This window comes from Methylobacterium sp. WL1, from assembly GCF_008000895.1.
Classification (GTDB): Bacteria; Pseudomonadota; Alphaproteobacteria; order Rhizobiales; family Beijerinckiaceae; genus Methylobacterium.
Genome location: NZ_CP042823.1, coordinates 1,743,131 through 1,761,348 on the forward strand (window position 1 = coordinate 1,743,131; position 18,218 = coordinate 1,761,348).

Annotated in this window: 15 protein-coding genes and 3 pseudogenes; 11 read left to right on the forward strand and 7 right to left on the reverse strand. The window is 62.6% G+C overall.

Annotation, left to right across the window (positions count from 1 at the left end):
* Nucleotides 1–1,004: 1,004 nt before the first annotated feature.
* The gene (locus FVA80_RS08710; protein WP_147910945.1) at nucleotides 1,005–1,448 is read left to right on the forward strand and encodes a hypothetical protein; all 444 of its coding nucleotides are present in this window, start codon (nucleotides 1,005–1,007) and stop codon (nucleotides 1,446–1,448) included.
* Entirely contained in the window at nucleotides 1,448–1,840 is a 393-nt protein-coding gene (locus FVA80_RS08715; RefSeq protein ID WP_147910946.1) for an HNH endonuclease signature motif containing protein, read from the forward strand. Before FVA80_RS08710 ends, FVA80_RS08715 begins: the two co-directional genes overlap by 1 nt.
* A gap of 461 nt (nucleotides 1,841–2,301) precedes the next feature.
* Here the strand turns inward: FVA80_RS08715 and FVA80_RS08720 are convergent, their stop codons facing one another.
* Nucleotides 2,302–3,726, reverse strand: a complete 1,425-nt coding sequence (locus FVA80_RS08720; protein WP_147910947.1) for a phosphomannomutase — start codon at nucleotides 3,724–3,726, stop codon at nucleotides 2,302–2,304.
* A gap of 527 nt (nucleotides 3,727–4,253) precedes the next feature.
* Here FVA80_RS08720 and FVA80_RS08725 point away from each other — a divergent pair.
* A protein-coding gene (locus FVA80_RS08725; RefSeq protein ID WP_147911034.1) for an IS3 family transposase occupies nucleotides 4,254–5,395 on the forward strand; the annotation gives its coding sequence in 2 pieces (ribosomal slippage) (nucleotides 4,254–4,521 and nucleotides 4,521–5,395; 1,143 coding nt in all).
* A 30-nt stretch (nucleotides 5,396–5,425) separates the two neighbouring features.
* On the opposite strand, the gene FVA80_RS08730 is transcribed toward FVA80_RS08725, so the two are convergent.
* The 3 genes from FVA80_RS08730 to FVA80_RS08745 all read right to left on the reverse strand — a co-directional run bounded on the left by FVA80_RS08730 (nucleotide 5,426) and on the right by FVA80_RS08745 (nucleotide 7,228).
* Nucleotides 5,426–6,244, reverse strand: coding sequence for an HNH endonuclease (locus FVA80_RS08730; RefSeq protein WP_147910053.1), 819 nt, complete (start codon nucleotides 6,242–6,244; stop codon nucleotides 5,426–5,428).
* Nucleotides 6,245–6,690: 446 nt separating this feature from the next.
* On the reverse strand, nucleotides 6,691–6,915 hold the full coding sequence (locus FVA80_RS30415; RefSeq protein ID WP_187193631.1) for a hypothetical protein: 225 nt from the start codon (nucleotides 6,913–6,915) through the stop codon (nucleotides 6,691–6,693).
* A gap of 13 nt (nucleotides 6,916–6,928) precedes the next feature.
* A complete protein-coding gene (locus FVA80_RS08745) occupies nucleotides 6,929–7,228 on the reverse strand; it encodes a hypothetical protein (RefSeq protein ID WP_147910055.1) in 300 nt (99 codons plus the stop codon).
* Between the two features lie 109 nt (nucleotides 7,229–7,337).
* On the opposite strand from FVA80_RS08745, the gene FVA80_RS08750 reads away from it, so the two are divergent.
* From FVA80_RS08750 to cysC, 3 genes and pseudogenes are all read left to right on the forward strand, one after another.
* Complete coding sequence (locus FVA80_RS08750; protein ID WP_147910064.1) at nucleotides 7,338–7,550, forward strand: helix-turn-helix domain-containing protein; 213 nt, start codon at nucleotides 7,338–7,340, stop codon at nucleotides 7,548–7,550.
* A gap of 430 nt (nucleotides 7,551–7,980) precedes the next feature.
* A pseudogene (locus FVA80_RS08755) lies at nucleotides 7,981–9,149 on the forward strand (IS3 family transposase).
* A gap of 468 nt (nucleotides 9,150–9,617) precedes the next feature.
* On the forward strand, nucleotides 9,618–10,298 hold the full coding sequence (gene cysC / locus FVA80_RS08760) for an adenylyl-sulfate kinase (RefSeq protein ID WP_246692324.1): 681 nt from the start codon (nucleotides 9,618–9,620) through the stop codon (nucleotides 10,296–10,298).
* Nucleotides 10,299–10,954: 656 nt separating this feature from the next.
* Here the strand turns inward: cysC and FVA80_RS08765 are convergent.
* Both FVA80_RS08765 and FVA80_RS08770 read right to left on the reverse strand, forming a co-directional pair.
* Nucleotides 10,955–11,170: a transposase gene (locus tag FVA80_RS08765; RefSeq protein WP_147910057.1), complete on the reverse strand. Its 216-nt coding sequence runs from the start codon at nucleotides 11,168–11,170 to the stop codon at nucleotides 10,955–10,957.
* Between the two features lie 167 nt (nucleotides 11,171–11,337).
* Complete coding sequence (locus FVA80_RS08770; protein WP_147910058.1) at nucleotides 11,338–12,372, reverse strand: hypothetical protein; 1,035 nt, start codon at nucleotides 12,370–12,372, stop codon at nucleotides 11,338–11,340.
* On the opposite strand from FVA80_RS08770, the gene FVA80_RS30420 reads away from it, so the two are divergent.
* The 5 genes and pseudogenes from FVA80_RS30420 to FVA80_RS08790 all read left to right on the forward strand — a co-directional run.
* Complete coding sequence (locus FVA80_RS30420) at nucleotides 12,371–12,508, forward strand: hypothetical protein (RefSeq protein ID WP_187193632.1); 138 nt, start codon at nucleotides 12,371–12,373, stop codon at nucleotides 12,506–12,508. The genes FVA80_RS08770 and FVA80_RS30420 overlap by 2 nt on opposite strands.
* A 101-nt stretch (nucleotides 12,509–12,609) precedes the next feature.
* Nucleotides 12,610–13,590: pseudogene (locus FVA80_RS08775) on the forward strand (transposase); the annotation flags it as partial.
* An 88-nt stretch (nucleotides 13,591–13,678) separates the two neighbouring features.
* Nucleotides 13,679–15,238: an ISL3 family transposase gene (locus FVA80_RS08780; protein ID WP_147910059.1), complete on the forward strand. Its 1,560-nt coding sequence runs from the start codon at nucleotides 13,679–13,681 to the stop codon at nucleotides 15,236–15,238.
* A 64-nt stretch (nucleotides 15,239–15,302) separates the two neighbouring features.
* The gene (locus FVA80_RS08785) at nucleotides 15,303–16,583 is read left to right on the forward strand and encodes an IS66 family transposase (RefSeq protein ID WP_147910060.1); all 1,281 of its coding nucleotides are present in this window, start codon (nucleotides 15,303–15,305) and stop codon (nucleotides 16,581–16,583) included.
* A 6-nt stretch (nucleotides 16,584–16,589) separates the two neighbouring features.
* Nucleotides 16,590–17,180 (forward strand): annotated as a pseudogene (locus FVA80_RS08790) (IS630 family transposase); the annotation flags it as partial.
* 415 nt (nucleotides 17,181–17,595) lie between these two features.
* Here the strand turns inward: FVA80_RS08790 and FVA80_RS08795 are convergent.
* Complete coding sequence (locus FVA80_RS08795; RefSeq protein WP_147910061.1) at nucleotides 17,596–18,213, reverse strand: hypothetical protein; 618 nt, start codon at nucleotides 18,211–18,213, stop codon at nucleotides 17,596–17,598.
* Between the last annotated feature and the right edge of the window lie 5 nt (nucleotides 18,214–18,218).

The window sequence follows — 18,218 nt, forward strand, 5'->3', positions numbered from 1 at the left end:
TTCAGCGCATGCTGAGGCGGCCTTTTCATCACAGCACCTCTTCGCTCGCATCACGATCGATCGGTCAAGCTGCTTGCCCGCCGCCGTCACATGCTGTGACCGACGCGGACCCCGTCGATGCATGCCCTGCCCTGCACGATTCCGTGGCGGCATTCCGTGTCACGAGCCGAAAGTCGGTTGCTGCCTTTTGCGCCCCCCTCTCACGGACGCCGGCAGTGAGTAGGAAAATGGTCGCCATGCCCAGGCCTTGGATTGTTGCCTGCGCGTCGCACCGCGACTGGATTGAGGCGGGTTGGAGTTGATCCGTGGCGGCAGGTCGGCTCGCCTGACGAATTTGCGTCGGCGAGACGATGTTTGAACTGAGTACTGGTTATTTGGATCGATTGGGGAGGTAAGATTGCCATCGCTAATTTCCTGAACGAGGCGGGCATATTCCACTGGACTGCTCGGACGAATGGAGCGTTACTCAGTGGGCCACGAAAAAGCCCCCTACGCGACTCGGGACGTGAAATTTATGAGTAAGACTCCTTAGACGAGCGTTACCTACTGGCACGCAGCGGAGTGCTAGAACAATCATGCCGTCGTATCAAGCTGGTTTTGGCCATCGATGTGATCATACTCAAGGCTCAGATCCGGGCATGATATTCATCTATACTTTATAACCATCCTGCACCGGGAGGTGTCTGGTTCGTATGACACTCAATCGCTCAAAGACCGACCGGCGGACGTGAGCGCCAAAGCTCCGGCCGCCTGAGGGACGCCGCCCGCAAGCGGGGCGGGACATTTGAAGGATGACATCACCCTGCAGGCCTACTGGGCTGCGTGCGGGGTCGGGGCAGTGGCGGGGCCGATCCCGCCGCGAACTCGGTGCGTGTCATGTATCTCCCCGATTTTACCCTCCCCTCCCCATCCCCGCTCGATTGCCCAACGCTGAGACTGTGTAGCTGTCGGATATCGGACCGCCGCTTGGCACCGCCCTCCCCGATCTCTGCGTGAGGGCGGGCATGTCCAATCGCAGCATCTCTTGGGCGGCCGCACTGCGCGAGCTGAAGTCCGATCGAGTGGCACGCTCGGCGATTCGCGAGGAGCGTCTACGCACGAGCACGGGCTTACGGGGCGCGCCTGTCCTCGCTATGAGCGCTTGGCGGGGGCACTCGGGCCGACGCTACGTCGTCGTGGTGCAGCCGCTCGATACCGTCGATCTCGTCGCCGAAGATCCTGCGGTCGTCTTGGCCGTGGGCCGCGACGAGCAGGGACAGGCCTCGATTGCCGCTGTTCGCGTCTGCCCAGCCGGCGATCCGGGTTTTCTCGGGTGGCTCGCCGCCTGCGCGATACGCGGGGCGAGTGAACTGCATACCTATCGACTGGCCGAGAGCGGACCTGAACGCGCGGCGATCGCCTCCGATCTGGGTGGTCCGATCCCGACTGCTGACGTGGGAGGGGTGTGATGCCCCGCCGGGAATTCAGCAAAGCTGTCCTGCGCGCGGCCCTCGACCGAGCGATGGGGCGATGCGAGGGTGTGCTGACCGATGGCAGCCGCTGCCCATGCGTCCTGCACGTTGGGCGGTTCCACTACGATCACATCGTGCCAGCAGCGTTGACCGAGGATGCGTCGCTCGAAAACTGCCAGGTGCTGTGCAGGCCCTGTCACACGGCCAAGACGGTGATCGACGTCGGTGTGATCGCGCGGGTTCGCCGCGTGCATGACCGGCATGCAGGCATCACGGATGCGCATCGCCGTTCGCTTCCGGGCGGCAAGGCCAGCCCATTCAAGCGACTGATCGGTGGTGGTGTCGTCCGGCGAGACACAGGTGAGCGGCTGGATAGGCGAGATCGATAGTGCTCCAGCCCGCTCGATGCCCGCGAGCGCCTCAGGGCCATTCAATGGGTGCGGCCGGGTTGAAATTTCTGGCTTTGGCAAAGCGCTATGGCTCGCCGACGATTCCGATCGCCGGCGCGAGCACATAAGGCGAGCCGGGTAGATGAGTCCCATCGCCCTCCCGCCGGGCGCTGATCTCGTAGCCGTGGCGTGGTGATAGCAAGGCTGCCGTTATGCTCATCGCAAAACCACACCGGCCTGTCCCGATGCCGTGTACTGCCAGATCTTCACGGAACGAATCCGCCTTGCACCGGCCCAGGATACGCCGGTCGATCGCGATCAATACGGCGACCGGTGTTTCCGGCGCGTCCGTCTCCCAAGCCCAACCGACGATCCGCCGATGGCGGGCGTTGGTTCTGCGCTCCGGTGATGTGAGAACGTATCGCGACGCGGTACCTCGATCACGCTGGCTGTCTCGGCCGTTATGACTGGTCGGGCCGTCCCGCCATGGCTGCCGCCGCTGCTGTCAGTCCCCACTGGACGAGAGCTTGAGCGTCGCGAGCGGACTTGCCCTCTGCATAGCAGCGTAGCTCAGGAGCATTGCCTGAGGCCCGGAAATGAATCGACCGGCCGCCGTCCAGGCCGATCCGGATCCCATCCTGCTCATCGACCGATTGCGGCGAACCGATCGACCGGAGAAATTCGCCTCGGAAGTTCGGCTCGCGGAGCCGTTCGAGAAAGGCGCTGCTTCGCTCCGACGGCGTGTTGGGCAGCCGGTCGCTCGCCATCTCCCCCGCATCGAGCGAGGTCACGAGATCGGTCAGCGTACCCGCCGCGCGTGCCGCGGCGAGTGTCGCCAGAATTGGGAGCATCGCGTCCCGCGTCGGCAAGGCGGACAGAATCTTGCCCCCGAGAGTCACATCCGATCCGAGCAGGAACCCACCGTTCGCCTCGAAACCCACGACGGCCTGCGCCCCGGCTTCCTTCGCCTGTTCCATACCGGCGATGACGAAGGGCGAGCCGACCTTGGTCCGCACGACTCGGCCGAAGCCGCCGGACTGCTCCAGCGCCGAACCGGCGGTCACAGGGACCACGACCGTATCGGCGCCTAGGTAGCGCGCAGTGATCAGCCCGAGCACATCCCCGCGCACGATCCGCCCGGCACCATCGGCAAGCAGCGGCCGGTCCGCGTCACCATCCGTCGTCACCAGCGCGTCGAAGTCGCCGGACGACATTACGTCCAGGATGAACGCGATGTCTTCGGGGCGATGCGCCTCGGTATCGATCGGCACGAACCTGTCCGAGCGACCGATTGGCGTGACGCTCGCCCCGAAGCGCGCGAGCAGTTCACTCAGCAGGTCGCGAGCGACCGAACTTTGCTGGTAAACCGCGATGCGTACACCCTTCAGGATCTCGGGCGCGAAGGCGTCGCTGTAGCGCTGGTGGTAGCGCTCGATGGCGCCGGATTCTAATATCGCTGTCACTGCTGTCGGTATCTCACCGACCGCAGTGACATCCCCCAACGCCGCCAGGATGGCGATCTCGTCGTCCTTGGTGATCTCGCCGTCGGGCCGATAGAATTTCAGACCGTTGCGATCCTCAGGGATGTGACTGCCGGTGACCATGACGGCGTAGGCCCCACGCCGCATCGCTTCAAGTGCGAGGGCTGGGGTTGGAAGGGCGCCGCAGTCGATCGCCTCGAAGCCGGATGCCGCCGCGGCGCTCACTACGGTCGCGGCGATGCCTGGGCTGCTGTCGCGCAGGTCACGGCCGATCACCACCTTACGGGCGGCACCATCTGCCGTGACGGATCGGAAAAACGCGCTGGCGTATGCGTAGCTCGGCCAGCCCACAAGGTCTGTCACGAGACCCCGCAGGCCACTGGTGCCAAATTTCAAGCTGCTCACGGCGTTTCCATCGACTCAAGCGGTTAGGTCTGTTCCAACGCCTGATGCCGTGAATCGCCCCTTTTCTCAACGCCTGCCGGCGGGGGGGCGATTTCAAAACCACCGCGACCCCCATGTACCCCACACCGCCGTCGCACTATTCCCCGACTGAGACAGTCGACCTCTACACATGTGTAGTCAATCTCGCTGCGCCAAACGCGCGGCAATTCGCTGCCACGAAAACCGGGTGAATACCTTCAGCGCAAGTAGCCGGACTGTGCCAGGGCGTACTCGACGACCTTGTGAACACTCTCCATTGGGTCGTCGTTTGCAGCGTTGGGTGGGTTTATCCGCGGCATTGCGGCAGCGACTGCGCTCAGGAAGGCGTGGGCTTCCATGGCTCCCTTGTCGTGCTGCTTATCGGCCTCAGGCTGCGGTGGGGGCACGGGCAGCGGCGCGACATGCGCGAGTAATCGCTTCAGTGACCTGACCGGCTGGCTTTGGACCGGGCTGATTGAGAGGATCAGCCAGGACTGAAGGAGCTGGACATGAAGCGAGGTCAGAAGACGGGTGCGGAGCAGGTGGTGCTGAAGCTGCGCCAGATTGAGGTGCAGACGGCCCAGGGTAAGAGTTTGGCGATAGCGTGCCGGGAGGCGGAGATCTCCGAGCAGAGTTACTATCGCTGGCGCAAGGAGTACGGGGGCCTGCAAATCGACCAGGCCCGTCGGATGAAGGATTTGGAGCGCGAGAACGCTCGATTGCGCCGGCTCGTGGCTGACTTGTCCCTGGAGAAGCAGGTGCTGGCGGATGTCGCCTCGGGAAACTTATAGCCCCGGAGCGACGCCGGCAGGCAGTCGACGCCATCCAGGAGAAGTACGGCCTCTCGGAGCGTCACGCCTGCCGGATCGTCGGCCAGCACCGAGGCACGCAACGCTACGTGCCCACGGTACCAGCTGACGAGGATGCGCTGACCCGCGCCATCATCGCCTTGGCGTCCGAGTACGGACGCTACGGCTACCGCCGCGTCACCGCACTGCTGCAGGCAGCGGGCTGGCAGGTGGGGAAAGACCGGGTTCAGCGGATCTGGCGTCGTGAGGGGCTCAAGGTCCCGCAAAAGCATCGACCACGCAGCCGTCTCTGGTTGAACGATGGCTCCTGCGTACGGCTGCGGCCTCTCCATCGCAATCACGTCTGGAGCTTCGACTTTGTGCAGGGCCAGACCCATGACGGGCGAAGCCTGCGTATCCTGACGCTGATCGACGAGCACAGTCGCGCCTGCCTGGCGCTAAAGGTCGCGAGGCGCATCAGCAGTCTGGGTGTGATCGAGGCGCTGGCCGATGCGATGTGCCTGCATGGCATCCCCGACAACATCCGCTGCGACAACGGCCCAGAGATGATCTCGAAGGCTTTGCGGAAATGGGTCGCCAAAACCGGCCCGCAGATCCAGTACATCGCACCAGGATCGCCGTGGGAGAATGGCTATTGTGAGAGCTTCAATGGCAAGCTGAAGGACGAGTGCCTACGCCAAGAGATCTTCTACTCGCTCAAGGAGGCACAGACCGTGATCGGCATGTGGCAGAATACCTACAACCGCGTTCGACCGCATTCGTCCTTGGGCTATCGGCCGCCCGCGCCTGTCACCTTCCCGGACCTGGCCTTCCGGCTACCCATGGCCGCCACCATGCAGTAGCCTCTCAATCGGCTCGGTCCAAAATACCGGTCAGGTCAAACGGCGAAGCCGTTTGGCCTCCCAGATCAGGTCGATAACATCCTTGACCCAGATTGCTTCGATCACATCGACGGGTTTCACCTGCTGGACGATGCTGCGCAGGAGCGCGTCGTACTGGTCTGTGACCTCGCCCGGTAAGAGAGGCCGCTCGTCAAACAGGAAACCGAGATGGGCAGGGATATCCGGCATCACCTCGCCCGATGCCGTTGCATCGACATCCGGACCGGGAATTATTTCACGTCTGCGCAGCCGCGGTTGATTCGTCATCTGACTTTTCGTTCCTGCCCCGTGATCCTTAGCGGAAGGTTCGGGTCGGACACAAAGCCGATCGACTGATCGAGTCGTCGAATCCATCGAGGGTCGTGTTGGATCGAAGTCCAAGGCCTCCTCCGGGTCCGATCCCAGCCCTTCATTGTTGGAACGACGAGCCGCAGGATCGCGACGGACAACGGTGCCATTGACCTTTCGCTTGAGCGGGCCGGCCCGCGAACCCGGCAGCGGCCTAGCAGCGACGGCGGCGCCCAGATGGCGGATCTTCTGCCGCTTCGCTTCGGCGGCCCGGGCGTGATCATCAAGCGTTTTCTTGCGACCGCAAGCCTCATGCGCGGGGCCCATGTTGTCGATGTCATCCATCCCCCCGAGCTCGAGGGCCCGGATGTTTTCGACGATCCAGCGCTCGCGCACGCCGTCGATCCGCCGATCACACAGGATGCAGGTGCCGCCAGTCTTCTCCCAAACCTCGAGCCGGCGGCGCCCCGATAATGATCGACGCTTAGTCGTGCCGACGTCCTCAAGAGCGACGTACGGCATCGTGACGCTTGCCTTGAGGGCTTGGTCGGACTGCGAGCGCTTTGAGCGCCCGGTGGGTTAGGCCCTCCCAATCACACAGGAGTTGCTCATAGCGTTCGATCAGGCCCCTCAGCTCTGCGTCGTCCTCTCGGGCGACGAGTTTCACTTGAAGGGCTAATGACGCCACTGTCGGACTTGCGTGGTCATCCGCGCGACTGCGCGGTCTCTTCTGAGCCATGGTTTGCCTCGTTGCTGAATTCGGGGACGTGACACTGGGCGCGGGTTCGCTGGCCTTGCCAGGTCGAGTTGTCGTGTCAGCCTGCTGCGCGGATAGAGCCGGCTGCCATGTCCCACAGCCCTCTCCGCACTGGCTGAAATCGGGGATGCGCGCATACGTCATCGTTCGCGCTCCCAATGAGGCTCGTGGCGGTAGGTCGAAAGTGGCAGGTGCTTTGGTCGGAGGTCGGTTAGGCCTGCGAGGCGCTTAGGACGCCGGGGAAGCGGGTACGGAGCGTCCGGGCGTGGTCGATGGCCCACGTGTGGCGCTGGCGTAGGTCTGCGGGATCGCCGTCGGCGCGGATGAGGCGGTCGCGGTACGCGGCGGCCAGGACGAGGCAGGTCGCGTGATCCTCCCGAGCGTGGGCGAGACGCTGGGTTGGCGAGCGTAGGACCAGGGGGAGTGCGTGGTTCATGGCCCCCCTCCCCTCAGTGTCTGGCCATGTGACGGGCGAGCTTGGCGGCGCCCCAAGCGGCCTTGAGCGCCACAGACATGGCGTCGGTCCAGGAGCAGCCGTACCGTGCCTGATGGAGGTGTGCGGCCTTGGCTGCAGCCCGCATGATGGCGGACCGGTCGAACTTGCCCGCGACGACCAGTGGGCGACGGTCGTAGCGGACGGTCAGGTTGATGGAGGCTTTGGCAGCAAGAAGACCGACCGGGATTTTGGCGCGGTCGTCACGAACGTCGCGGAGTGCGGCGTTCCAGGAGATGCGGCGCAGGAGGGGCATAAGATGAGCCTTGTGGTGTAAATAACACCACTTACGGTAGCGGCATCACCAGTTTGGAGTCAACCACATTCGGTAATAAAATCACCATATGAAGTCGTTTCAATGCCGAATGGCCCGGGCCGCGCTTGGGTGGACCACACAAGATCTTGCACGTGAAGCCAGCGTGGGCGCCAACACGATCAATCGGTTTGAGGCTGGCCAAGACGCTCGGCTTAGCAGCGTCGAAAAAATTCGAACCGCTCTCGAGGCCGCCGGCCTGGAGTTCATCCCTGAGAATGGCGGCGGAGCTGGAATCCGGTTTCGGGAGCGGAAGGCGCCGTGATGCCCTCTAACGGCTACAAGCTACCACTGCAGCAGCTGGAACGAGCAATGCCGCACTAATTGGTGGTCACAATCAATGGCGAGTAGGTCTTGCCTGAACCCTCTCCCTCCGCCAATTCATACCGGTAAGCCTTTGTTTTCGTTTGGTTTAATGTATAATGAAAATAAGCGGCCCCACCTTGTGCCCCACATTCGTTGCCGGCTTGCAGTGGACGTTGTCGGATAACGGGCTTCGCGCGCTTCGGAAAGATTGGACAGCTGCGTTGGTAGGGCCTCCGGCGGGTCGAGGGTCGTTAGACGGCGTGTTGCTACCGCGCATCACACCGGATGCCGGCCGGGTGGAAACGAAGCAGGCCAGCAGGGTGCTGGCCTGCCTCCTGAAAAGTGGTCCTCCCTGATGTATGGCTTTGGGCCATGTGGAAGATATTTTCATGGGACGGAAGAAGTATACGGCTGAAGAGATCGTCGCCAAGTTGCGCCAGGTGGATGTCTTGGTCTCGCAAGGGCGCAAGGTTGCTGAAGCAATCCGGTCCATCGAGGTGACGGAGGTCCCGTATTATCGCTGGCGGGCCGAATACGGCGGCTTGAAGGGCGGTCAGGTCAAGCGATTGAAGTCTCTGGAGACAGAGAACCTGCGGCTTCGCCGAGCGATCTCCGACCTGACCCTGGAAAAGCTGATCCTGAAGGAGGCAGCTTCGGGAAACTTCTGAGCCCGGCTCGCCGCCGGGCTTGCGTCGATTCCGTCGTTGCCGAGCATGGCGTCTCGGAACGCTTCGCCTCCCGTGTCCTGGGTCAGCATCGTTCGACCCAGCGCAAATGCGCTGTCCTGGTCGAGGACGAGGCCGCCATGACGGCTGCGATCATCGCGTTGGCCCTCTAATACGGGCGCTACGGCTACCGTCGGATCGCGGCGATGCTCCGTTGCGATGGCTGGACGGTGAACCTGAAACGGGTCGAACGGATCTGGCGGCGAGAGGGGCTCAAGGTCCCCGCTCGGCAACCGAAGCGGGCACGCCTCTGGCTCAACGACGGCTCCTGCCTACGATTGCGGCCGGAGCGCCCCGACCACGTCTGGTCCTACGACTTCGTCGAGCACCGCACGCATAATGGGCGCAAGTACCGAATGCTGAATGTGATCGACGAGTTCCCCCGGGAGTGCCTAGCAATCCGTGTATCTCGCAAGCTGAAGGCACTCGACGAGATTAATGTTCTCTCGGATCTGTTCAGCCTGCGCGGTGTGCCGGGTCATATCCGCTCAGACAACGGGCCGGAGTTCATCGCCAAAGCCGTTCAGGACTGGATCGCAGCGGTCGGCTCGAAGACCGCCTACATCGAGCCGGGCAGTCCATGGGAGAACGGCTCTTGCGAGAGCTTTAACGCGAAGCTGCGGGACGAGCTACTCGACGGCGAGGTCTTCAACACGCTCAAGGAAGCCAGCGTCGTGATCGAACAATGGCGGAAAGACTACAACACCATCCGCCCACACTCATCGTTGGGCTACAAACCGCCTGCACCGGAGGTCGTCATCTGGACAAGGGAGTCGAGCGGCTCAGTGCGATCCGCTCACCCCGCCATCGTCACGCGACCGACAATGCACTAACTTTGAACCTGGGCTACCGAATGGGAGGGGGCCGCTTGCGCGCATCAACGACCACCCCACCCGCGATCTCGACGCCCTGCTGCCCTGAACTAGCGGCAATCCGCCGGTGATCAGCACCTCGCCGAAGCCGCCTGACGCGGACTGACTATCCCAAGCAGGTACTCGCGGCCCAGGCCGGATGCTTACGCCGCTGATCGCCCGCCGGTCGTTTTGCCGTCTGCCGGGCTGGCCATGGGTAAGGTGCGAATCATCCGCGCGACGCCTCATCCAAGAGCCAGAAAGGCCGTTTGATCGCCACGCTCCTCCTGGAATAACCACATACTCAGGTGGAAAACGCTTGTAAGCGCATATGGTTGTCGAGTTCCCTACCGAGGTCGACGGATTGATAAATGGCCAAGTGACAATTTTGGCGCACTTTTTACCACAAAAGGGTGTAATCTGACTTAAAGTTGTATGATCTGCACCGTGATGAACGAGCGATCTGGAAACGTGGGCACCCGCAATCTCACTTGGCACTCGCTGCAGCCTAAAGAAGAACGCTGGCGTTCGTTACAGCAGCGTCCACTGATCGCTTGGTTCACAGGTCTGTCTGGTGCCGGCAAGTCGAGCATCGCCAACGCCGTAGACCGTGCTCTGATCCAAGCCGGACGGCACACGATGGTGCTCGACGGAGACAACCTGCGTCACGGCCTGAGCAAAGACTTGGGCTTCAGCGACGCCGATCGCGTTGAGAACATCCGCCGCGCAGCTGAGACCGCGCGGCTGATGGCCGAGGCAGGTTTAGTGGTAATCGTATCGCTGATCTCCCCTTTCCGGCAAGAGCGCGCGATGGCGCGCGGCATCGCGGATGACATCACTTTTCTCGAAGTCTTCATCGATACGCCGATTCAGCTCTGTGAAACACGCGATCCTAAGGGGCTCTATCATCGGGCTCGAGCCGGCGAGATCCCAAATTTCACCGGTATCTCCGCACCTTATGAAGCTCCTCAAGCGCCAGATGTGGTCATTCGGACCGAGGGATGCAGCATTCATCAGTCTGCCGCATTGCTCATCCCTAAGTTGATTCACTCCTCCGCCGGTCTGCCGACTACAGCAATGCAGCGCAGATCACGCAGTTGTGAATTCAACACAGTGCATGACGTAGCCTAATATTACCGGTTTGCCGTAGAAATCACACACGGATACACTTATTTGTCATCCTCGTGGCGTGAGCGATCGCGACATCGGGGGCGAACGTGAAGCTTAATCGAAAACGTCTCGACGTTGGGCAGGATTATCGCTCGGACGATGGCGAAATCCAGGGTGTCATCATCAAGGTATGGCCGGTCGAGAACGGATCGGAAGCCCTAGTTCGATCCCTCTTCACCGGCGGAGTTGTGCGAGTGTTCATCGCAGGCGAGAACCAACCGGAGAAGTAGTGACGTTTGGTCGAGTTGAGACATCAGCGAGTTCCGACAAGCGTGGCCTTGGCGGAGCCTCACGCTTCCGCCCGGTCCGCGATCGGTCTCGAAGCGTGACCTCGTGGTTTAGCCAGTTAAGATGGGCGGTCGCAAATGCCGCGAGCGTCACGGGCAACGGGTAGGTCGTGGCGGGGCGCAGTTCGATGTTGCCGCCTGCATCGCGCCAGATCTCGATCGTGTCGGGATGCGTCTGCCGACTGGAGGCGAGGTGCGGGCGCGACATGCCTAACGCCGAAGCCGCCACGCTCAACATTCGTCTCCCGGCGACGAGGTCACGCGCAACGGCAACTTTTTGGGGGCGGCGACCCGTTCCATCGCCTCGCGCAGGATCTCGATATCCAGCGTCTACTTGCCCAGGACCCGCTGCAACTCACCGATCTGCTGATGGGCAGCACGCAGTTTAGAGACTGGCACCCCCTCTTCGCTGGCACCGGCAACCGTCAACGCGCTGCGCTCTATCAGACCACGCCACGTGAACAGCGGGTTGGCGTTCAGCCTATGGCGGCGGGTGACGAGCGAGACGGACTGGCCAGGCAGATACGTCTCTTCGACGAGACGCACCTTCTCCTGCTACGTCCAGCGCTGGATCATGGTGATCGCCTCGACGCGCTCGGCGCGGGGTGGGTCGTCAGAACTCACCATAGGGTCCGCCATAGGCACACAATTCCAAATGCGTTAGCCCCAGTACGATTATTTCGGGTGCCACTTCACGATCATTGGCGGGCCGCTCAGTGAACCACGTAGTCGGCTCCATTGCACACGACACCAATTGCGATTGACCCACCGCCTGAAATCGGGGCGTTGAAACTCGCGGTCGTGCTGTCCTTGATGTAGGCCGTGACCCCTTGGTTTTCGATATTGCAAGGGCGCTGCGCCGCAACCGTCCGGTAGATTACGGGCGTTAGGCGCCCATATCGAGAACTTACGTCTCCCTCGGCCGACACGGCTCTGGCCACCACGTCGCCTGTCCCGTTTACCGTGAAGCCTGGCGAGTAGATCGCGGTTTTCGAATAAGTACCGTTGAGGAAAACGCCGTTGATGTGCGAGCCCGTATCATATGCGAGATTTTGCGTATTAGCATAATTGCGCAGCGTGGAAAGCGACGCGCCGGCTGTGTCTATCTGGATCGCATTATGCGATTGGTTGTTGCCCTGAATATCGAGCGCAGCGGTGATCTGGCTGCTTCCCGAGCCGGTTATGACCAGCGAGGCACAAGGCACATTGCCAGCGATCCCATAGTCAGCCTCCAAGCAGTTCGTGCCCGTCAGATTGTTGTGATCGACCTCAAACGCGACCTGATGGTTTTTTGTCGAGTAGCCTCGGTTAAATGATCCAATGACTGACATACCCCAACACGATGAAGACCCGACACCGCAGGTTGTTTCCGCGCCGAGCGCCATCTTGTAGCTCTTCACGTCCCCAGGCCTGCCGGTCGTGGACGTCATCCGGAATACCCCGGCCTGCTCGGCTTGTGTGGCGCTCTTCGCTTCGGCCTCAAACCACAAGGACGTTAGCACCCGCTGGTATCCGTAGGTAGCGAGCATCGACGGTGAAGACGCGCTGTAGGTGCTGTCTACTTGCGCACTGCTCAGTCCTGTGGAAAGTCTTCGTGACGCTGAGGGTGTGTCGAGGGCAAGGGCGGCAACCGGCAGAACCATAGCGCCGAGTGCGAGCAGGAAGGCGATCCTAAAGTGGTTGCGCATATCAAACCTCAAGGCAGGCCGCGGGCCGGACACCACGGATTTAGTGACGATCGCTGACATGGACCTGCTTGCCCAGGTTGACCACATCGTGGGTGATCTGCCGAACCGGCGGCTCCCGATAGATCGCGAGGAATCGGTTGCCGCATGGATTAAAGTTGACTGCCCAGTTCGAATGGCGTTCACCAAACCGGCCTGATGGAGCTTGGAGCAGGCTGCGATAGCTCTCTGAGATGGCTACTAGGAGCCCGTCCGAGTAATCCTCTCGACGGCGGGGCCTGGGGGTGATTCACTCGGCTCATGGCCAAGGTGTTTCGCTCCTGGGATGTGGATCAGGGCTGGTTGCTGCCGCCCTGGCTGCACGAGTTCGTGCCGCCCGGGCACATGGCGCACTTCGTCCGCGACACGGTTCGGGAAGCGCTCGATCTTTCGGCCATCCTCGACATCTACAGCGAAGAGCGCGGCTACTCGCCCTACCATCCGGGCATGATGGTGGCGCTCCTGCTCTACGGCTACAGCCGCGGCCTGTACTCCTCGCGTCAGCTCGCCCGGGCCTGCGAGGAGCGGGCCGACGTCATGGCGGTGACCGGGCTGAACCGGCCGGACTTCCGAACCATCGCCGACTTCCGCAAGCGCCACCTCGTGGCCCTGTCCGACCTGTTCGTACAGGTGCTGCGTCTGTGTCGGGCGGCTGGTTTGGTCCAGTTCGCCCACGTGGCGGTAGACGGCACCAAGGTGAAGGCCAATGCCTCCCGCCACAAGGCGATGAGCTACGGACGCATGAAGACAGCCGAGCCAGCGCTGGCCGCCGAGGTCGATGCCTGGCTGGAGCAGGCGCGTGAGGCGGACGTGGCCGAGGATGAGGCGCAGGGTGCGACCCGTCGTGGGGACGAGACGCCGGACTGGATGGCCGACAAGCAGCGACGGCTGGAGACGATCCGTGCCGCCAAGGCTGCCCTGGAGGCGGAAGCGGTCGACCCGCCCAACCCCGAGGACGAGAGCGGGCCGGGTGCATCCTCGGGCATGCGTTGGCAGGGGCGGCCTCTGCGCGGTGAGGACGGCGGTCCGCCCGACCGGGCCCAGCGCAACTTCACCGACCCGGACAGCCGCATCCTGCCCACCCGCGACGGGTTCGTGCAGGGCTACAACGGGCAGATCGCCGTCGATGCCGCGCATCAGGTGATCGTCGCGCACCGCCTCGTGACGAACGCCGCCGACGCCCGCGCCCTCGTGCCGCTCGTGGACGACGTCCACGCTCATCTCGGGCGCAAGCCGCGAGAGTGTGTTTCGGCGTCGAACTTTGGCTCTGACTCACTCTCGCTGATGCTGGCGGCGTTGAGGTTGCGGATATCCATGTTGGAGCCGCAGCATGCGCCCTCACTTCCGGTCATCGAGCCTCGTACCCACTGGATTCATCGTCGATCATCTCGACGTCGGCACTGACCGCATCGGTCTGGTCGTGAGGTCGGGAGCCGTGGTGACGGCCTGCCCAAACTGCCGGACCCCTTCGCGTCGCATTCAAAGCCGCTACCGACGTCGGGCCGCCGACCTGCCGCTCGGTGGCCGGCGCGTCGAGCTCCAGGTCGTTGTACGACGCTTCCGGTGCGATGCGGCGGCCTGCGAGCGGACGATCTTCGCCGAGCGCTTTCCCGACGAGTTCCTGCCCGCCTTCGCGCGACGCACCTCGCGGCTGGAGCAGATCGTCCATCACCTTGGTCTAGCCCTCGGTGGTCGGCCCGGTGCGGGTCTCGCCCAGCGCCTCATGCTGCCGGTCAGTCGCGACACGCTCCTGCGCGTCATCCGCCGTCGGGCGGCCACACGGTCCGATCCGCTCGACGTCATCGGCATCGACGACTTCGCCTGGCGACGCAACCACCGCTACGGCACCCTGGTCTGCGATCTCGAACGCCGCCGCATCGTGGCGCTCCTACCGGATCGCGAGCAGGCGACCGCGCAGACCTGGCTGAAGCAGAACACCTCGATCCAGATCATCGCCCGCGACCGTGGCGGCGGATATGGTGAGGCCATCGCCCGCGCCTTGCCGCAGGCTATCCAGGTCGCCGACCGCTGGCACCTCATGGAGAACGCCAGCCGCGGCTTCCTCGACGCCGTGCGCAGGTCGATGCGTCAGGTTCGCGAGGTCGTCGGCGCGGCCACCCTTGATCCGGCGCTCCTCACTGCGGCTGAGCGTATCCAGTACGAGGGTTACCTGCGGAGGGAAGAGGCGGACGCGGCCATCCGCGCGCTCGCGGAAGCAGGCGTTCCGATTCGCCGGATCGGCCAGCGCCTGGGCCACAGTCGCATGATGGTGCGTGCAGTCCTGCGCGGCGAGCGCACGGACGTCTTCCGGGTCCGCCAGAGCTCGCTCGACGCCTATATGCCCTGGCTCGACGCCCAGTGGGACGCAGGCAGCCGCAACGCCACCGAACTCTGGCGAATGGCGAAGGCGCAGGGCTTCCGAGGATCGCTCCGCGTGGTTGGGGAATGGGCGACGCGCCGCCGGCGCGCAGAGCAGGCCAACATCGAGCGGCTTCAGCGTGTGCCGTCGGCGCGAACATTGGCACGTCTGCTGACGACGGATCGCGACCGGTTGACCAGGGCGGAGACGCTGACCGTGGCCGCGGTCGAGGAAGGGGTGCCGGAGCTGGTCGAGGCACGCGAGGTAGTCAGCGCCTTCCAGACGATGGTGCGAGGAAACGAACCCGGCCGGCTTGAAGGATGGCTCAGGCGGGCCGAGGCGAGTCTCGTCGCCTCCTTCGCGCGCGGCATCGGTCAGGACCGATCCGCAGTTCAGGCCGCGATCACGCTGCCATGGTCGAACGGCCAGACCGAAGGACAGGTCACGAAGCTCAAGCTCGTGAAGCGCCAGATGTACGGCCGCGGCAAGATCGACCTGCTGCAGGCTCGCCTGATAGGCCTCAAGCCTTGATGATCAGCGAAAGGTAATTACCCACCCCCTTGCGCGGGTCGGGTTTCGCTGATTCCCTCGACGGATGGGTCGCAGCGATCTTGAGCGATTGAGCCGCGAGGAACTGATTGAGCTGGTGCTGCGGCTGCAGCGTCCAGAGAAGACCTCGCGCACCTCCTCGAAGCCGCCCGCGACCGACCGCAAGGAGCGGCGGGAGCAATCCAAGCCCGGCGGGGCCAAGCCCGGGCACGAAGACCACAGCCGGGTGATGAGCGACGATCCCGACGCAGTCGTCGAGCATCGTCCCGACCGCTGCGCGTGCTGCGGTGGCGCCCTGCACGGAGATCTTCCCGCCGAACTCGTGAGCGTGTCCGAGCGGATCGAGCTGCCGGAGGTGGCCCCAGTCGTGACGCAGCATCGGCGGCTGGCCGTGCACTGCCCGACCTGCGGGGCGCGGATGGTCGCGCCGGCGCCAGAGGCGGCCCGTGGCACGCCGTTCGGCCCACGGCTGCATGCGGTGGCGACATATCTGAAGACCTTCCAGGCGCTGTCCTACGAGCGGCTCCAGGCGGCCTTGTCGGACCTGTTCGGTCTCACCCTCAGCCAGGGCGGGCTGATGAACCTGCTCCAGCGCGCGCAGAGGCGCTTCCGCTCCGGTCGCGAGGAGGCCGTCTCGACGCTACGCCGGGCCGCGGTGGTCGCCTCGGACGAGACCGGCGTGCGGATCGAGGGCAGCAACGCCTTCCACTGGGTCTTCCACGCGGCCGATGCGGTCGTTCATCAAGCCTCGCCGACGCGGGGTGCCGTCGTGGTGCGCGAGATGATGGACGGCCACCGGCCCGCAGTCTGGATCTCGGACCGCTACACCGCCCAGCAGGGCCATGCGGCCCAACACCAGACCTGCCTCGCCCATCTCGCCCGCGACATCGCCTACGTCGTCGAGGCGAGCGACGATCCGGTGCCCTGGCGTCTGCAGCTCTGGCTGGCCTCCGTGTTCGCCCTGGCCGAGCGCGTCACCACCTTGGCCACCTCGACCCTGGAAGCCAAGCGCCGGAGCCTCGACCGACAACTCGGGGCCATCCTCGCCACGCCGAGCGGCTGCGACCTGACCTGCGATCTGCAGGCCAAGATCGGACGGGCCCGCGCTCAGCTCCTCGTCTTCCTCGCCCATCCCGGGGCGGTCGGACCGACCAACAACGGTTCGGAGAGGCTGCTGCGCCCGGCGGTCATCCAGCGGAAGATGACCAACGGCTACCGCGCGATGTGGGCTGCCGAAGGCGAGGCCGCCATCCGCACCGTCGTCGATACCGCGCGCCTCACAGGCGGTACCCCCTTCGGCACCATCCTCAAGACCGTCAGCGCCTGATCCTCGCCGTCAAAGGCCCGGGTAATTACAGCGAAAGTGAGTCAGAGCCAAAGTTCGACGCCGATCCAGGGTCAATGTTCAACGCTGTTTGACAACCAGCCGCTCGGACCCGGGCATCCCGCTGCTCAGACGCACGACTACACCCGCCACGGCACCACGACCTTGTTTGCCGCCCTCGACGTCCTGGAAGGCACGGTGCTCGGCCGCTGCATGCAGCGCCATCGCCACGGTGAGTTCATCCGTTTCCTCAACACCGTCGAGGCGGCAGTCCCAGCGGGCAAGGCGATCCACGTGGTGCTCGACAATTACGGCAGCCACAAGCACCCGAAGGTTCGCGCCTGGCTCACCCGCCACCCACGATGGACGTTCCACTTCACACCGACCTCGGCTTCCTGGCTCAATGCAGTCGAGGGCTTCTTCTCCACGCTGACGCGCCGCCGTCTCCAACGGGGCACCTTCACCGGCATCGTCGACCTACAGGCCGCCATCAAACGCTACATCGGTGAGCACAACCAAAGCCCACGACCCTTCGTCTGGACCAAGCCCGCCGCCGCCATCTTCGACGCCCTCAATCGAGCCCATGAACCACCCGTCTGAGTCAGTGCACTAGAGTTGTCGCAAGATGATCTCACTCAGCAGCTCGATATACCTGAGGGATCAATCAGCAAACTCAAGCGTGGACCCGGAGGCGAGCAGCATGCCAGCCGCATCTTGGCAGCCTCGAACCTGCGGCCGCAGCGCGATGGGCGAATTGACGACGCATGTGTGCAGAAGCATCGCGCACAGTCGCGGTCCCGCACACAAAACGGCGGCTCATTTTGTTGTTGCGGGTCAGCTGGGTCCGACCCGTAACCTGCAGAGCAGCTGCGGAAAGCAACCAGTCTCAGCTACACGCCGCCGGATACAAACCAAATAACTCCCAAACCTCTGACAGGCACAAATAAATAACGGAACACCGACCGTTAAGTCACGGCGCATGGCCACATAAATAAACGTGTTAGACCATAGAATATTAACGAATCAGTTGTTTCCAGTATTTATTTGATATATTATTGATTTTCTTGATTTCTTCATAAATAATAAAGTCCGATTCGAGAAGATCCAAAACCTTATCACTTAGATCCAATTCTATTTCCTGAGATGCCGGTCGCAAATTTTCATTCGGTGGCGGGAATTCCAGCTTGTCTCCTTCAATTGTAATATATCGATGAAGATCGTCCGCATCTTCTGTAAGCACGACACTATCATAATTTTCTAAGATCCAAGATACCCGATCGAGGGCGTGGTTGCCAATTCGATCATTGCTCGATCCAAAAATTGTCCTGCTCTGCATAGCTCTGAGAAAATCAAGCCGCTCTCGTGTTGCCGACGCAATAAAGTTATTGGGATCTTTCGCCAGCGATTTCTTAATAAAAATTTGTTCTTCATCATGCAGAGCGGTCTTATCACGCACGATATGAGCAATTTGTGATCTTAGATGATCAACTGGATTCCTAATTGTTACGATGGATTTGTATCCAAATGGCCGGAAGTGGACAGCGAAAAAGTCAAAAGGAAGATGAGCCGAAACAAAGTTCTTCCTTCTGCAGAGTTCCGCGTTCGCCTCGCGACTTGGCGCAGGAAGTAACATCGACT

Excerpts from the sequence above, each read along its gene's own strand:
- FVA80_RS08710 (WP_147910945.1), top strand. The coding sequence starts at position 1,005 with ATGTCCAATCGCAGCATCTCTTGGGCGGCCGCACTGCGCGAGCTGAAG.
- FVA80_RS08715 (WP_147910946.1), top strand. The coding sequence starts at position 1,448 with ATGCCCCGCCGGGAATTCAGCAAAGCTGTCCTGCGCGCGGCCCTCGAC.
- FVA80_RS08730 (WP_147910053.1), bottom strand. The coding sequence starts at position 6,244 with ATGCCGTACGTCGCTCTTGAGGACGTCGGCACGACTAAGCGTCGATCA.
- FVA80_RS30415 (WP_187193631.1), bottom strand. The coding sequence starts at position 6,915 with ATGAACCACGCACTCCCCCTGGTCCTACGCTCGCCAACCCAGCGTCTC.
- FVA80_RS08745 (WP_147910055.1), bottom strand. The coding sequence starts at position 7,228 with ATGCCCCTCCTGCGCCGCATCTCCTGGAACGCCGCACTCCGCGACGTT.
- FVA80_RS08750 (WP_147910064.1), top strand. The coding sequence starts at position 7,338 with ATGGCCCGGGCCGCGCTTGGGTGGACCACACAAGATCTTGCACGTGAA.
- cysC (WP_246692324.1), top strand. The coding sequence starts at position 9,618 with ATGAACGAGCGATCTGGAAACGTGGGCACCCGCAATCTCACTTGGCAC.
- FVA80_RS30420 (WP_187193632.1), top strand. The coding sequence starts at position 12,371 with ATGGACCTGCTTGCCCAGGTTGACCACATCGTGGGTGATCTGCCGAAC.
- FVA80_RS08770 (WP_147910058.1), bottom strand. The coding sequence starts at position 12,372 with ATGTCAGCGATCGTCACTAAATCCGTGGTGTCCGGCCCGCGGCCTGCC.
- FVA80_RS08780 (WP_147910059.1), top strand. The coding sequence starts at position 13,679 with ATGCGCCCTCACTTCCGGTCATCGAGCCTCGTACCCACTGGATTCATC.
- FVA80_RS08785 (WP_147910060.1), top strand. The coding sequence starts at position 15,303 with ATGGGTCGCAGCGATCTTGAGCGATTGAGCCGCGAGGAACTGATTGAG.
- FVA80_RS08795 (WP_147910061.1), bottom strand. The coding sequence starts at position 18,213 with ATGTTACTTCCTGCGCCAAGTCGCGAGGCGAACGCGGAACTCTGCAGA.